The following is a 13,750-nucleotide window of genomic DNA, read 5'->3' on the forward strand; positions in this document are numbered from 1 at the left end:
GCGCTTATCGCGTCGGAATTCCGCCTTTGAAGTTTGCTTTGCGCAGCAGCGATTCATATTGCTGCGACATCACGTAGTTTTGTACTTGCGCCATGAAGTCCATAGTCACAACCACAATAATCAACAGAGAAGTACCACCAAAATAGAACGGTACCTTCCACTCGGCTTGCATGAATTCCGGCAACAAACACACCAGAGTGATGTAGATGGCGCCAGCCAGTGTCAATCGCGTCAGAATCTTGTCGATGTAGCGGGCAGTCTGCTCACCGGGACGAATCCCTGGCACAAAGGCCCCGCTCTTCTTCAAGTTGTCTGCTGTTTCCTTGCTGTTGAAGACCAGCGCTGTATAGAAGAAACAGAAAAACACGATCGCAATGGCATACAACAGTGCGTGGATGGGCTCGCCTGGCCCCATCGATGCTGCCAAATCTTTCAAGAACCGGACCGCCGGGTTGGCCGTATCGGCGCCCGTGGTGAACCAGCCTACGATCGTAGCCGGGAACAAGATAATCGACGAAGCGAAGATCGGTGGAATCACGCCGGCCATATTCAACTTCAATGGCAGGTGCGAGGTTTGGCCACCGTAAATCTTGTTACCCACCTGGCGTTTCGCATAGTTGACCAGGATCTTGCGTTGGCCACGTTCCACGAATACCACCAGGAACGTCACCGCCACCACCAGGATCATGATGATGATCGCCGACAGCGCACCGATCGAACCGTTGCTCACCGACTGGCCAAGGCCACCCAGCGCGCCCGGCAAACCGGCTGCGATACCTGCGAAAATGATGATCGAGATACCATTACCGAGACCGCGCTCGGTAATTTGCTCGCCCAACCACATCACGAACATGGTGCCGGTCAACAGCGTAACGACCGTCACGAAACGGAATGCATAGCCTGGATCCAGCACCAGACCTGCCTGCGACTCCAAAGCAACTGCAATACCGAGCGCCTGGAACGCCGCCAGCACCACCGTGAAATAACGGGTGTACTGCGTGATCTTGCGTCGGCCTGCTTCGCCTTCCTTCTTCAACGCCTCCATCTGCGGCGACACGATCGACACCAACTGCATGATGATCGAGGCCGAGATGTACGGCGTGATACCCAGCGCAAACACCGTGAAGCGCGCGAGAGCGCCACCGCTGAACATGTTCAACATGCCCAGGATGCCACCCTCTTGCGACTTGAACAGCGCGGCCAATTGTACCGGATCGATCCCGGGAACCGGGATGTGAGCGCCGATACGATAAACCACCAATGCGCCAAGCAGGAACCAGAGCCGGCCCCAAGGGAAACCAGCTGCTGCACTTTTAGCCAATTGTGGATTAGTCGCCAATTTTCGCTCCGATCAAGCTGTTAGCGGTGGCTCAAGCTACCGAGCCGCCGGCTGCTTCGATGGCGGCTTTCGCGCCAGCGGTCACTTTCAGGCCTTTGAGGTTCACCGCTTTGGTGATCTCGCCGGACAGAATGACGCGCACGTCGCGTGCCAGCACGCTCAGTACGCCAGCTTGTTTCAGCACCAGGATGTCGACATCGCCAACAGCCAGGTTGTTCAGGTCGGACAGACGCACTTCAGCTTTGAAGGTGGCGTTGAGCGACTTGAAACCGCGCTTAGGCAGACGACGTTGCAGAGGCATCTGACCGCCTTCGAAGCCGACTTTGTGGAAGCCGCCCGAACGCGATTTCTGACCCTTGTGGCCGCGGCCTGCGGTTTTACCCAGGCCGGAGCCGATACCGCGGCCGACGCGACGCTTGTAGTGCTTAGCGCCATCGGCTGGTTGAATGGTATTCAGTTCCATGATTTCTCCGTGAGTAAGCCGAGGCTTACGCAACTACTTTAACGAGATACGACACTTTGTTGATCATGCCGCGTACCGATGGGGTGTCTTGCAGCTCGGCGACCGAGTTTACGCGACGCAGGCCCAGGCCTTTGACGGTAGCGCGGTGATCTTGACGAGTGCCGATCAGGCCCTTGACCAGTTGTACTTTGAGGGTTTTCGTAGTCATGTCGTTCACCTTAGCCCAGGATCTCTTCTACCGACTTGCCGCGTTTAGCAGCGATGTCAGCAGGAGTGCTCAGTTTAGCCAGGCCGTCCAGCGTGGCGCGAACCAGGTTGTACGGGTTGCTCGAACCGGTCGATTTCGCGACCACGTCGGTAACGCCCATGACTTCGAAGATTGCGCGCATTGCGCCGCCAGCGATGACGCCGGTACCTGGTTTAGCAGGCGACATCATTACTTTCGAGGCGCCGTGGCGACCCAGGACGGTGTGGTGCAGCGTGCCGTTCTTCAGTGGTACTTTGATCAGGTTGCGACGGGCTTCTTCCATTGCCTTCTGCACACCGACTGGTACCTCTTTCGACTTGCCCTTGCCCATGCCGATGCGGCCATCGCCGTCACCCACTACGGTCAGCGCGGCGAAACCCATGATACGACCACCCTTGACCACTTTGGTCACGCGGTTGATCGCGATCATTTTTTCGCGCATGCCATCATCCGGCTTGTCGCTTGCCATTTTTGCTTGCATTTTTGCCATGATCGTTCCTTAGAACTTCAGACCGGCTTCACGCGCGGCTTCAGCCAGCGCCTTCACACGGCCGTGATAACGGAAACCGGAACGGTCGAAGGCGACTTCGGTGATACCGGCTTTGAGTGCTTTTTCTGCTACGCGCTTGCCGACCAGTGCGGCGGCGGCGGCGTTGCCACCCTTGCCCGATTTGCCTGCCAGTTCAGCGCGTACTTCCGCTTCCAGGGTCGAGGCCGAAACCAGTACTTTGGCTTCTGGGCTGATCAGGTTTGCGTAGATGTGCAGGTTAGTGCGGTGTACCGACAGGCGGTTCACTTTCAGTTGCGCAATCTTGATCCGGGTTTGACGTCCGCGACGCAGACGAGATTCTTTTTTATCCATCGTCAGCCCCTAATTACTTCTTCTTAGTTTCTTTGATCTTAACCACTTCGTCCGAATAACGGACGCCCTTGCCTTTGTAAGGCTCCGGAGCGCGGTAAGCACGAACTTCTGCAGCAACCTGACCCACCTTTTGACGATCGATGCCTTTGATGACGATCTCGGTCGGGGTGGCGGTGGTCACGGTCACGCCTTCTGGCATGGCGTGCACCACTGGGTGCGAGAAGCCCAGGGACAGATTCAGCTTGTCGCCGGCGGCCTGGGCTTTGTAGCCCACGCCCACCAGGTTCAGCTTTTTCTCGAAGCCCTTGGTCACACCGTTGACCATGTTGTTGACCAGTGCGCGCAGCGTACCGGACATGGCGTTGGCTTCGCGGCTGTCGTTCGACGGCTCAAAGCTCAGGGTACCAGCATTGTTTTCAACTTTTACCAGGCCGTTCAGGCTCTGGGTCAGGACGCCCAGCGGGCCCTTGACGGTAATCGCTGCTGCGGAGATGGCGACTTCAGCGCCAGCTGGCACAGCGATTGGCATTTTAGCTACTCGGGACATGTCTTACTCCTTAGGCCACGTAGCAAATCACTTCGCCGCCGACACCGGTAGCGCGTGCTTTACGGTCGGTCATGACGCCTTGTGGGGTCGATACAATCGCCACACCCAGACCGTTCATTACCGAAGGGATCTCGTCTTTGCCTTTGTACACGCGCAGACCTGGACGCGAAACACGTTCCAGACGCTCGATAACAGGACGGCCTACGTAGTACTTCAAACCGATTTTCAGTTCCGACTTGCCACCGGCTTCGGCGACAGCGAAATCTTCAATGTAACCCTCGTCCTTGAGGACGTTGGCAATCGCTACTTTGACTTTCGACGATGGCATGGCCACGGTCGTTTTTTGAACGCCTTGGGCGTTGCGAATGCGGGTCAGCATATCGGCGATAGGATCGCTCATACTCATTGCTTATTCTCCTATTACCAGCTAGCTTTAGTCATACCCGGAATTTCACCACGCATGGCGAATTCACGGAGCTTGATACGGCCCAGACCGAATTTACGGAAGGTGCCGCGCGGACGACCGGTTACCTGGCAGCGGTTGCGCTGGCGGGTCGGGGCCGAGTTACGTGGCAGGGCCTGCAGTTTCAGGCGCGCTTCGTAACGCTCTTCTTCCGACTTGGTCTGGTCATCGATGATGGCCTTCAGAGCGGCGCGCTTGGCAGCGAACTTGGCTACCAGGTCAGCACGTTTCTGTTCACGGTTAATCAGTGCGAGTTTTGCCATGATCTCTTAGTTCCTGAACGGGAATTTGAAGGCGGCGAGCAGAGCTTTCGCTTCGTCGTCGGTCTTAGCGGTGGTGGTGATCGAAATGTTCATACCACGCAGCGCATCGATCTTGTCGTACTCGATCTCAGGGAAGATGATCTGCTCTTTCACACCGATGTTGTAGTTGCCACGGCCGTCGAATGCCTTGCCGTTCACACCGCGGAAGTCACGCACGCGTGGCAGGGCCACGGTGATGAAGCGGTCCAGGAACTCGTACATACGGGCGCCGCGCAGGGTCACCATAGTGCCGATCGGATAGCCTTCGCGGATTTTGAAACCGGCGATTGCTTTACGGGCCTTGGTGGTCACTGGCTTCTGGCCGGCGATCTTGGTCAGGTCGCCAACAGCGTGCTCGAGCACTTTCTTGTCGGCGATGGCCTCACCCACACCCATGTTCAGGGTGATCTTGGTCAGGCGTGGAACTTCCATCACCGACTTGTAACCGAACTTAGCGGTCAGGTCAGCGATGACTTTTTCTTTATAGAATTCTTGGAGACGTGCCATGATTTCTTAAGCCTTCACTACTTCGCCGGACGATTTAAAGACGCGGACTTTTTTGCCGTCCACTTCTTTGAAACCAACACGGTCTGCCTTGCCAGTCGCTGCATTGAACAATGCAACGTTGGACACGTGAATCGGCATAGTCTTGTCGACGATACCACCTTGTACGCCAGTCATTGGGTTCGGCTTGGTCGCTTTTTTAGCAACGTTGACGCCTTCAACCACAACGTGTTCTGCGTCTACGCGACGCGAAACGACACCGCGTTTGCCCTTGTCTTTACCGGCCAGAACGATGACTTCGTCGTTTTTACGAATCTTATCCATTACTGACTCCTTACAGTACTTCAGGTGCCAGGGACACGATCTTCATGAACTTTTCAGTGCGCAGTTCGCGCGTCACTGGTCCGAAGATACGCGTACCGATCGGTTCCAGCTTGGCGTTCAGCAGCACGGCGGCGTTGCCGTCGAACTTCACCAGGGAACCGTCTTGGCGGCGAACACCTTTAGCGGTGCGCACTACCACGGCGTTGTAAATTTCACCTTTTTTGACACGGCCGCGTGGCTGAGCAACCTTAACGGTTACTTTGATCACGTCGCCAATGCCAGCATAACGGCGCTTGGAACCGCCCAACACCTTGATGCACATGACTTCCTTGGCACCGGTGTTGTCGGCTACTTCGAGCCGGCTTTCAGTTTGAATCATAATATTCTCTTTCCCAACTTAAGCCGAAGAATCCACACAATGCGGACCTGCGGTCAGTCTTGGTCCCGCCAGAAGAGTCTGCTGACTCCGCTGCTTGGGTGCTTGACCTTCGAACTGCTACTGACCGCACGGTTCAGCGTCTGTGGCCAGACACTTTGCGGCGTTACATGAACGAAGCCCACGAGTATTACACACAACTCGCGGGCTTGCAAGAACTAATTGAAAATCGCCGCCCGGACCTGGATCCGGGCAGCGACGACTTCAATTAAACGATTTGCGCGGCTTGCACCACGCGGGTCACGGTCCATGCCTTCGTTTTGGAGATCGGACGACCTTCGGTGATTTCCACCGTATCACCGGCTTTCACCTGGTTGGTCTCGTCGTGGGCGTGATACTTTGCCGAACGAACGATGATCTTGCCATACAGAGGGTGTTTCACGTGACGTTCGATCAGAACGGTAACGGTCTTGTCCATCTTGTCGGACACAACTTTACCGATCAGCGTACGCTTCAGCTTTACTTGCTCGGTCATTTTGCTTCCTTCGTGTTCAATACCGTTTTTACGCGTGCGATGTCGCGACGTACCTTCTTGAGCTGCGAGGTGTTGCTCAGCTGTTGCGTAGCGGTTTGCATACGCAGGCCGAACTGTGCCTTCAACAGGTCATTCAGCTCTTTTTGCAGAGCTACCTGGTCTTTGCCGCGGAGTTCAGATGCTTTCATATTTCACTCCTGTTATTGACCAACTTGACGGACCACGAAAGTGGTCGCCAGTGGCAGTTTGGCAGCGGCCAGGCGGAATGCTTCGCGCGCCAGTTCTTCGCCTACGCCGTCCATCTCGTACAGGACTTTGCCTGGGCGGATTTCAGCGACGTAGTACTCTGGATTACCTTTACCGTTACCCATACGGACTTCGGCTGGCTTGTTCGAGATCGGCTTGTCTGGGAAGACGCGGATCCAGATACGGCCGCCACGTTTGATGTGACGGGTCATGGCGCGACGCGCTGCTTCGATTTGACGGGCAGTGATACGGCCACGAGCCACGGCCTTCAGACCGAACTCGCCGAACGACACGTTGGTGCCGGCGGTGTGCGAAATGCCGGTGTTACGGCCTTTCTGCTCTTTACGATACTTTCTGCGTGCTGGTTGCAGCATGATTATTCTCCTGCTTTCTCGGCTGGCTTGGCAGCGCGGCGGGCGCCACCAGCACCGGCTGGGCGTGGACGACCAGCTGGCTTGCCGTCTTCACGACGTGGGCCGCGTGGCTTTTTCTCGTCTGGCGGGGTATCGATCACTGGGGCTTCGCCGGTGGCCGAACGGTCACCCTTGTAGACCCACACCTTGACACCGATGATGCCGTAGGTGGTCGAGGCTTCCGAGGTGCCGTAGTCGATGTCAGCGCGCAGGGTGTGCAGTGGCACACGGCCTTCGCGATACCATTCGGTACGGGCGATCTCGATGCCGTTCAGACGACCCGACGACATGATCTTGATGCCCAGGGCGCCCAGACGCATCGCGTTCTGCATCGCGCGCTTCATGGCGCGACGGAACATGATACGTTTTTCGAGCTGCTGAGCGATCGAGTCAGCGATCAGCTGCGAATCGATTTCCGGCTTGCGGATTTCTTCGATGTTCACGTGCACCGGCACGCCCATGATCTTGCCCAGCGCCGACTTCAGTACTTCGATGTCTTCGCCTTTTTTGCCGATCACAACGCCTGGACGCGAGCTGTAGATGGTGAAACGCGCGTTCTTGGCTGGGCGCTCGATGACGATGCGGCCAACCGAAGCGTTCTTCAGCTTGGTCTTCAGGTAGGTACGTGCTTTCAGGTCTTCGTTCAGCATGTCGGCAAAGTTACCATTGCCAGCGTACCAACGCGAAGCCCAGTTACGGGTTACCGCCAGGCGGAAACCAGTTGGATGAATTTTCTGACCCATCTTGGCTCCTTAGTTACCGACGGTCACGTAAATGTGACACGATTGTTTCGAGATACGATCGCCACGACCTTTTGCACGCGCGGTGAAGCGCTTCAGGATCGGGCCCTTTTCAACGTAGATCGTTTTCACGAACAGTTCGTCGATGTCGGCACCATCGTTGTGCTCGGCGTTGGCGATAGCCGACTCCAGCACTTTCTTGATGATGGTGGCGCCTTTTTTCGGGCTGAACTGCAGAATGTTGAGTGCAGCGTCAACTTTCTTGCCACGGATCAGGTCAGCAACCAGACGGCCCTTTTGGTCCGACAGGCGCACGCCTTTGAGGATAGCTTTGGTTTCCATTATTTCTTCGCCTTCTTGTCAGCGGCATGGCCTTTGAACGTGCGGGTCAGCGCGAATTCGCCGAGCTTGTGACCAACCATGTTCTCGGAAACGTACACTGGCACGTGCAGCTTGCCGTTGTGAACAGCGATCGTCAGGCCGATGAAGTCAGGCATGATGGTCGAGCGACGGGACCAGGTTTTGATTGGCTTTTTGTCTTTGGTCGCTTGCGCGGCTTCGACTTTTTTCACCAGGTGGGCGTCACAGAACGGCCCTTTTTTCAATGAACGAGTCATGATTTATCCTTATTTCTTGCCGCGGCGCGAGACGATCATCGAAGAAGTGCGCTTGTTGCTGCGAGTCTTCTTACCCTTGGTCTGTTGGCCCCACGGGGACACAGGATGACGACCAGCTGCGGTACGGCCTTCACCACCACCGTGCGGGTGGTCGATCGGGTTCATGACCACACCGCGAACGGTAGGACGAACACCGCGCCAACGCATGGCACCAGCTTTACCGATCTTACGCAGGCTGTGTTCGGCATTGCCGACTTCACCCACGGTTGCACGGCACTCGATGTGCACGCGACGCACTTCACCCGAGCGCAGACGCACTTGAGCGTAGGTACCTTCACGCGCCATCAGCACCACGCCGGCGCCGGCGGTACGGGCCATCTGGGCACCTTTACCTGGCAGCATTTCGACGCAGTTCATGATGGTACCGACCGGGATGTTGCGGATCGGCAGGCAGTTACCGGCCTTGATCGGGGCTTCCGAACCGTTCATCACGGTATCGCCCACAGCCATGCCTTTGGTGGCGATGATGTAAGCACGGGCGCCGTCGGCGTAGCACAGCAGAGCGATGTGCGCGGTACGGTTAGGATCGTATTCGATACGCTCCACTTTCGCCGGGATGCCGTCCTTGCTGTTACGCTTGAAGTCGATCACGCGATAGTGCTGCTTGTGACCACCACCGATGTGACGGGTGGTGATGTGACCGTTGTTGTTACGGCCAGCAGTTTTCGATTTTTTCTCAACCAGAGCTGCGAACGGACGGCCTTTGAACAGGTCCGAGTTCACAACTTTCACCATGCCACGACGGCCTGGGGAGGTTGGCTTCATCTTAACGAGTGCCATTATTTAGCCTCCTCGGTGAAATTGATTTCCTGGCCTGGTTTCAGGCACACGAAAGCACGCTTGGTGTGGTTGCGGCGGCCGATGTGGGCGCCCGAACGCTTTTGCTTGCCTTCGCGGTTGACGGTTTGCACCGATTCCACTTGGACTTTGAACAGCAGTTCGACGGCAGCCTTGATCTCTGGCTTGGTCGCGTCGGTGGTAACACGGAACACGATCTGCTCGTTCTTTTCCGCGACCAGGGTGGCCTTTTCGGAAATCACTGGAGCAACCAGTACTTTCAGCAGGCGTTCTTCGCTAAATTTCAATGCGCTCATGCCAGCATCTCCTCAATCTTAGCCAGCGCAGCCTTGGTCACCAGGATCTTTTTGTAGAAGACCAGCGACATAGGATCGGCGTGACGCGGCTCGACAACCAGCACGTTCGGCAGGTTGCGGGAAGCCAGTTCCAGGTTTTCGTTCGCGGTGTCGGTGATGATCAGCACGGAGTCGAAGCCCAGGCCGGTCAGCTTTTGCGACAGCAGCTTGGTTTTTGGTGCTTCGATCGACAGATCTTCGATCACGACCAGGCGGTCTTCACGGGCCAGTTGCGACAGGATCGAGCACACGCCAGCGCGGTACATCTTCTTGTTCACTTTGTGGGTGAAGTTCTCGTCAGGCGAGTTCGGGAAGATGCGACCACCGCCGCGCCACAGTGGCGACGACGACATACCAGCACGAGCGCGGCCGGTACCTTTTTGGCGCCAAGGCTTTTTGGTCGTGTGGTGGACTTCTTCACGGTCTTTTTGCTTACGGTTGCCGCTGCGAGCATTGGCTTGGTAGGCAACGACGATCTGGTGGATCAGGGCTTCGTTGTAGTCACGGCCGAAGACGGTATCGGCGGCAGCAACGTTAGAGGCGGCTTGACCTTGAGCGTTCAAGAGCTTGAGTTCCATCGTTTAAGCTCCCTTCTTTGCTTTAACTTTGACAGCAGGCGACACCACAACCTGGCCGTTTTTCGCGCCAGGGATCGCACCTTTGACCAGCAGCAGCTGACGGTCGGCGTCGATACGGGCGATTTCGAGGTTCTGCACGGTGCAGGTGACGTCACCCATGTGACCGGTCATGCGCTTACCAGGGAACACGCGGCCTGGATCTTGCGCCATACCGATCGAACCTGGAACGTTGTGCGAACGCGAGTTACCGTGGGTCTGACGACCCGAAGCAAAGTTGTGACGCTTGATGGTACCGGCATAGCCTTTACCGATCGATACGCCTTGAACGTCGATTTTCTGACCGACTTCGAACAGCGAAGCGGCGACCACTTCGCCAGCTTTCAGTTCGGCAGCTTTAGCAGCGTCAACGCGGAACTCTTTCAGCAGAGTACCAGCTTCAACACCGGCTTTAGCGTGGTGACCAGCAACGGCTTTGGTCACGCGGGAAGCGCGACGTTGACCGAATGCGACCTGAACAGCGGAGTAACCATCCACTTCAGGAGTTTTGATTTGCGCAACACGGTTGTTCGATACGTCAACCACGGTGACTGGGATCGAGTCCCCGTCATCGGTGAAGATGCGCATCATACCAACCTTGCGACCGAGGAGGCCAAGGCTCATTTTTTCTCCAATTCCCACCTACGATTGGGCGGGGATATGTTGAACTACAAAAATAGTACGGACCAATAAAAAGACGAATCCATACCGAAGCCGGCTAGTGTATCTTGATTTGGGGGTTGACGCAACAACTTAGTACGAGGTATGTCAGCTTTTTGACGCGCCCGCCGACGCTGTTGGGAAAACGGCGCCAAAACCAGCCGCCATGCGGCCTGGCGGCTCGCTCAGGCCGGCCGTTTTCTTGCCGAATGTTTAACGCGCAGCACGTGTACGCCATCCGGCAGAATGCGATAAATGATGAAATAATGAGGATGAACCACCAGCTCACGGGTGCCGGGTTTGGTCCCGGCATGGCCGATTTCTGGAAACGCGGCCAGCACCTCGACCTTGGCCTCGATCTGGTCAACGAGTCTGTCTGCACTTGCAGGACTAGCAACGGCAACGCGCCGCCCTATCCGGGTCAGATCACGAATTGCCGTCTCGCTCCAGTGCAGCCGGCGCAAGGCGGCCATTATTTGGCCTTGATTGCAGCCCGAATCCGGCGCATGGCCTCCTCATGCGGAACCGGTGGCGAAGGATCGTCGAGCGCGTCCTGTATCTCAGCAAGCAACCACTCGTCGTACCCCTCCTCCTTTTCCATTTCCTTGACCTCGAAGTGCTCGACCCCCAAAGCGTGCAAGCGTTGTTCGACCTCTTCAAGCGCATCAAATACCGCAGCAGCTTTGCTCTCTAAATCGAGCAAGATGCGGTCGCCTTGCTCGCCACGTACATACACAACCCAGCCAAGATCGTCGGGCTCGACCAATACGCTGAACTCATCCTTCGCGCTCGCCAACTTGGCGAGCGCGGCAGGTTCTATGGTTTGGGTTTTCATATTGCCTCCCATCGGTTAAGAGAGCCAATCTAGCACAGCGCGAATAGCGCGGTTTGAGGTGGTGCAGCCGGGTATCTGTCCTATTTCTCTGGTACGTGGATGCGGGCTTTGATGTGTTTGAGATTGGCCACGATGGTGAAGGTCATGATGACCAGCAGCGACCATGAGCTCCACTTGCTGACGTGGACCGCCGACCAGGCGCCGAGCTGGTTGGGGTAGCGCCATAGGCCCCAGAAGGTGCTGATGTTCTCGGCCAGCCAGATGAACAGGCCGATCAGCACGAAGGCCAGCAGCAAAGGCATCTGGAGGTCGCGGTCCAGTGGACGGAATATCACCGTGGTGCGCGCGTACAATCCCAGCGCACAGGCGGCCAGATACCAGCGATAGTCGCCGATGTAGTGGTGGGTGAAGAAGTTGGCGTAGATGAGCACGGCAATCAGCGCCGCCATCCAGTGCGGCGGATGATGGCGTATCCGCAAGTCGAACAGGCGCCAGGCCTGGATGATGTAGCTGCCCACCGCCGCGTACATGAAACCGGAAAACAGCGGCACGCCGAACAGTTTGGTGTAGGCGAAATCCGGATAGCTCCACGACTGGATCGCGCCCGAGGTCTTGAACACCTCCAGCGCAAAGCCGACCACGTGGAACAGGCTGACCGCTTTCAGCTCATCCCATGTTTCCAGTCCGGCCCACGCCATCCACAGCTGGATGGCCAGCGCCGCCACCAGCAGCACGTCGTAGCGCGGCACGCCCCACAGGCCGGCGCGCGGCACCAGGAACACGGCGGCAAAGAACAGCGCCACGAACAGGCAGGCCCGCGCCTCCTTGATACCGAAATACCAGAATTCCGTCAGAAAGCGCGCCGCGCCGCGCAGGCCCGGACGGGCGGCGCCGTCCAGCAAATGTTGGTCGATGGTCGCAAGCAGCATGGCCTCACTCTACCGGGCCGCCTGCGACGTGTCCAGCCTGACAACTTTACAGCGGCTGCGCGCGGCAGTAGCGCTGGATGTACTCGGCGTGGCTCGGCAGCTGGTTGGCCAGCGTGCTGACCGAGGATTTGATGTTGTTGAGGAAGTAAGCCAGCTCCTGCTCGCCCATGCGGTCGGCGATCGGGTGGTAGCGCTCCGGCAGGATGCCCTGCCCCAGCATCACCTGGATCCACGAGTTCTCGGCAAACAGCTCGTGCGCCGCCTTGAACACCTTGCCCGATTCGCGGAACAAATCAATCCGGTGGCGCAGCGACGGCGGCACTTCCAGCGCCGCGCAGTCGCGCCAGAACTGGGTGTCGCGGCGGTTGGTGATTTTGTAATGGGCGATGATGAAGTCGCGGATGTGGTGCACCTCGGTTGCCGCCTGCGTGTTGAACTCGTCGATGTCGCTCTGGCACAGCGGACCGTTGGCCGGGAACACTTGCAGCAGGCGGATCAGGCTGCGCTGGATCATGTGGATGCTGGTCGACTCGATCGGCTCCAGGAAGCCGCTCGACAGCCCGATCGCCACGCAGTTCTTGCGCCAGGTCTGCACCCGCTGGCCCGGCGTGAAGCGGATCGGCCTGGGATTCATCAGCGGTTCGCCGGCCAGGTTGCCCATCAGCGTTTGGTGGGCGGTCTCGTCGTCCATGTGCTTGCTCGAGTACACCAGCCCGTTGCCGACGCGGTGCTGCAGCGGGATCCGCCACTGCCAGCCGGAGCCGTGCGCGATCGCGCGCGTCAGCGGCGGCAAGGCGCTGGTGGAGGCGGTCTGCACCGCCAGCGCGCTGTCGCACAGCAGCCATTGCGACCAGTCCTCGTATTCCACGCCCAGCGTCTGCCCGATCAGCAGGCCACGGAAGCCCGAGCAGTCGATGAACAGGTCGCCTTCGATCTGCGAGCCGTCGGCCATCGTCAGCGAGCTGATGTAGCCGTTGGCCGGATTGGTGTTGACCTGCACGATCTTGCCCTCGATGCGCTTGCAGCCCAGCGGTTCGCTGAACTTGCGCAGGTAGCGCGCGTACAGCCCGGCGTCCAGGTGGTAGGCGTAGTTCATGCCGTTGTCGGGCAGGTGGGCGAAGCGGTCCAGCAGCGAGGCTTTCAGTTCGCGGCAGTAGTCGCCGTAGTCGCTGGCCAGGCCATGCGCCACGCCCTTGCGCCAGAAGTGCTGGAAGCCGGCCGACCAGTGGTCGGTGCCGGTGGTGCCGAACGAGTGGATGTAGTCCTGGTTCACATCGCGCCAGTTCTCGAAGCTGATGCCCAGCTTGAAGGTGGCCTGGGTGGCCGCCATGAACTCCGGCTCGCTCAGTTCCAGCAGGTTGTGGAAGGTGATCATGGTCGGGATGGTGGCCTCGCCCACGCCCACGGTGGCGATTTCGTCGGACTCGACCAGCGTCAGGTCGATCACCTTGCCCAGCGTCTTGGACAGCGCGGCTGCAGCCATCCAGCCGGCGGTGCCGCCGCCGGCAATCACTACACGTCGTACGTTCTGCATGAAGGTT

General features: G+C 57.8%; 25 protein-coding genes. All 25 read right to left on the reverse strand.

Annotated features, from left to right (window positions below):
- Positions 1 to 4: 4 nt before the first annotated feature.
- The 25 genes from secY to BMZ70_RS23895 all read right to left on the reverse strand — a co-directional run bounded on the left by secY (position 5) and on the right by BMZ70_RS23895 (position 13,743).
- Positions 5 to 1,339, reverse strand: coding sequence for a preprotein translocase subunit SecY (gene secY / locus BMZ70_RS23775; RefSeq protein WP_092280156.1), 1,335 nt, complete (start codon positions 1,337 to 1,339; stop codon positions 5 to 7).
- Between the two features lie 31 nt (positions 1,340 to 1,370).
- Positions 1,371 to 1,802 carry a 50S ribosomal protein L15 gene (gene rplO, locus BMZ70_RS23780; RefSeq protein WP_092280158.1) on the reverse strand — a complete coding sequence of 144 codons (432 nt, stop codon included), beginning with the start codon at positions 1,800 to 1,802 and terminating at the stop codon, positions 1,371 to 1,373.
- Positions 1,803 to 1,827: 25 nt separating this feature from the next.
- Positions 1,828 to 2,010, reverse strand: coding sequence for a 50S ribosomal protein L30 (rpmD, locus tag BMZ70_RS23785; protein WP_092280385.1), 183 nt, complete (start codon positions 2,008 to 2,010; stop codon positions 1,828 to 1,830).
- 10 nt (positions 2,011 to 2,020) lie between these two features.
- Entirely contained in the window at positions 2,021 to 2,539 is a 519-nt protein-coding gene (gene rpsE, locus BMZ70_RS23790; protein ID WP_072786822.1) for a 30S ribosomal protein S5, read from the reverse strand.
- Between the two features lie 9 nt (positions 2,540 to 2,548).
- Positions 2,549 to 2,911, reverse strand: a complete 363-nt coding sequence (gene rplR / locus BMZ70_RS23795) for a 50S ribosomal protein L18 (protein ID WP_092280160.1) — start codon at positions 2,909 to 2,911, stop codon at positions 2,549 to 2,551.
- A gap of 13 nt (positions 2,912 to 2,924) precedes the next feature.
- A complete protein-coding gene (gene rplF / locus BMZ70_RS23800; protein ID WP_092280162.1) occupies positions 2,925 to 3,458 on the reverse strand; it encodes a 50S ribosomal protein L6 in 534 nt (177 codons plus the stop codon).
- Positions 3,459 to 3,468: 10 nt separating this feature from the next.
- Positions 3,469 to 3,864, reverse strand: coding sequence for a 30S ribosomal protein S8 (gene rpsH / locus BMZ70_RS23805; RefSeq protein WP_092280164.1), 396 nt, complete (start codon positions 3,862 to 3,864; stop codon positions 3,469 to 3,471).
- Between the two features lie 14 nt (positions 3,865 to 3,878).
- Complete coding sequence (gene rpsN / locus BMZ70_RS23810; protein WP_055937643.1) at positions 3,879 to 4,184, reverse strand: 30S ribosomal protein S14; 306 nt, start codon at positions 4,182 to 4,184, stop codon at positions 3,879 to 3,881.
- 6 nt (positions 4,185 to 4,190) lie between these two features.
- Positions 4,191 to 4,730: a 50S ribosomal protein L5 gene (rplE, locus tag BMZ70_RS23815; RefSeq protein ID WP_092280166.1), complete on the reverse strand. Its 540-nt coding sequence runs from the start codon at positions 4,728 to 4,730 to the stop codon at positions 4,191 to 4,193.
- Positions 4,731 to 4,736: 6 nt separating this feature from the next.
- On the reverse strand, positions 4,737 to 5,051 hold the full coding sequence (gene rplX, locus BMZ70_RS23820; RefSeq protein WP_092280168.1) for a 50S ribosomal protein L24: 315 nt from the start codon (positions 5,049 to 5,051) through the stop codon (positions 4,737 to 4,739).
- A gap of 10 nt (positions 5,052 to 5,061) precedes the next feature.
- Positions 5,062 to 5,430 (reverse strand): 50S ribosomal protein L14, encoded by a 369-nt coding sequence (gene rplN, locus BMZ70_RS23825; RefSeq protein ID WP_050409761.1) that lies wholly within the window; start codon positions 5,428 to 5,430, stop codon positions 5,062 to 5,064.
- Positions 5,431 to 5,695: 265 nt separating this feature from the next.
- Entirely contained in the window at positions 5,696 to 5,962 is a 267-nt protein-coding gene (gene rpsQ, locus BMZ70_RS23830; protein WP_072786815.1) for a 30S ribosomal protein S17, read from the reverse strand.
- Complete coding sequence (gene rpmC / locus BMZ70_RS23835) at positions 5,959 to 6,150, reverse strand: 50S ribosomal protein L29 (protein ID WP_092280170.1); 192 nt, start codon at positions 6,148 to 6,150, stop codon at positions 5,959 to 5,961. The genes rpsQ and rpmC overlap by 4 nt, the downstream gene beginning before the upstream one ends.
- 12 nt (positions 6,151 to 6,162) lie before the next feature.
- Complete coding sequence (gene rplP, locus BMZ70_RS23840; RefSeq protein WP_092280172.1) at positions 6,163 to 6,582, reverse strand: 50S ribosomal protein L16; 420 nt, start codon at positions 6,580 to 6,582, stop codon at positions 6,163 to 6,165.
- 2 nt (positions 6,583 to 6,584) lie between these two features.
- A complete protein-coding gene (rpsC, locus tag BMZ70_RS23845; RefSeq protein WP_092280174.1) occupies positions 6,585 to 7,364 on the reverse strand; it encodes a 30S ribosomal protein S3 in 780 nt (259 codons plus the stop codon).
- A gap of 9 nt (positions 7,365 to 7,373) precedes the next feature.
- Positions 7,374 to 7,706: a 50S ribosomal protein L22 gene (gene rplV / locus BMZ70_RS23850; protein ID WP_174864456.1), complete on the reverse strand. Its 333-nt coding sequence runs from the start codon at positions 7,704 to 7,706 to the stop codon at positions 7,374 to 7,376.
- Positions 7,703 to 7,978 (reverse strand): 30S ribosomal protein S19, encoded by a 276-nt coding sequence (gene rpsS, locus BMZ70_RS23855; RefSeq protein ID WP_050409767.1) that lies wholly within the window; start codon positions 7,976 to 7,978, stop codon positions 7,703 to 7,705. The genes rplV and rpsS overlap by 4 nt, the downstream gene beginning before the upstream one ends.
- Positions 7,979 to 7,987: 9 nt before the next feature.
- Positions 7,988 to 8,818, reverse strand: a complete 831-nt coding sequence (gene rplB, locus BMZ70_RS23860; protein ID WP_092280176.1) for a 50S ribosomal protein L2 — start codon at positions 8,816 to 8,818, stop codon at positions 7,988 to 7,990.
- Positions 8,818 to 9,132 carry a 50S ribosomal protein L23 gene (gene rplW / locus BMZ70_RS23865; protein ID WP_072786811.1) on the reverse strand — a complete coding sequence of 105 codons (315 nt, stop codon included), beginning with the start codon at positions 9,130 to 9,132 and terminating at the stop codon, positions 8,818 to 8,820. Before rplW ends, rplB begins: the two co-directional genes overlap by 1 nt.
- Positions 9,129 to 9,749: a 50S ribosomal protein L4 gene (gene rplD / locus BMZ70_RS23870; RefSeq protein WP_092280178.1), complete on the reverse strand. Its 621-nt coding sequence runs from the start codon at positions 9,747 to 9,749 to the stop codon at positions 9,129 to 9,131. The genes rplW and rplD overlap by 4 nt, the downstream gene beginning before the upstream one ends.
- A 3-nt stretch (positions 9,750 to 9,752) precedes the next feature.
- Positions 9,753 to 10,409 carry a 50S ribosomal protein L3 gene (rplC, locus tag BMZ70_RS23875; protein WP_092280180.1) on the reverse strand — a complete coding sequence of 219 codons (657 nt, stop codon included), beginning with the start codon at positions 10,407 to 10,409 and terminating at the stop codon, positions 9,753 to 9,755.
- Positions 10,410 to 10,630: 221 nt separating this feature from the next.
- On the reverse strand, positions 10,631 to 10,918 hold the full coding sequence (locus tag BMZ70_RS23880; protein ID WP_092280182.1) for a type II toxin-antitoxin system RelE/ParE family toxin: 288 nt from the start codon (positions 10,916 to 10,918) through the stop codon (positions 10,631 to 10,633).
- Positions 10,918 to 11,280: an antitoxin PaaA2 family protein gene (locus tag BMZ70_RS23885; protein ID WP_092280184.1), complete on the reverse strand. Its 363-nt coding sequence runs from the start codon at positions 11,278 to 11,280 to the stop codon at positions 10,918 to 10,920. The genes BMZ70_RS23880 and BMZ70_RS23885 overlap by 1 nt, the downstream gene beginning before the upstream one ends.
- 80 nt (positions 11,281 to 11,360) lie before the next feature.
- Entirely contained in the window at positions 11,361 to 12,209 is an 849-nt protein-coding gene (locus tag BMZ70_RS23890; RefSeq protein WP_092280186.1) for a DUF817 domain-containing protein, read from the reverse strand.
- Between the two features lie 46 nt (positions 12,210 to 12,255).
- Positions 12,256 to 13,743 (reverse strand): tryptophan halogenase family protein, encoded by a 1,488-nt coding sequence (locus BMZ70_RS23895; protein WP_092280188.1) that lies wholly within the window; start codon positions 13,741 to 13,743, stop codon positions 12,256 to 12,258.
- Positions 13,744 to 13,750: the final 7 nt, after the last annotated feature.

Source organism: Duganella sp. CF402, from assembly GCF_900109645.1.
GTDB lineage: Bacteria > Pseudomonadota > Gammaproteobacteria > Burkholderiales > Burkholderiaceae_D > Rugamonas.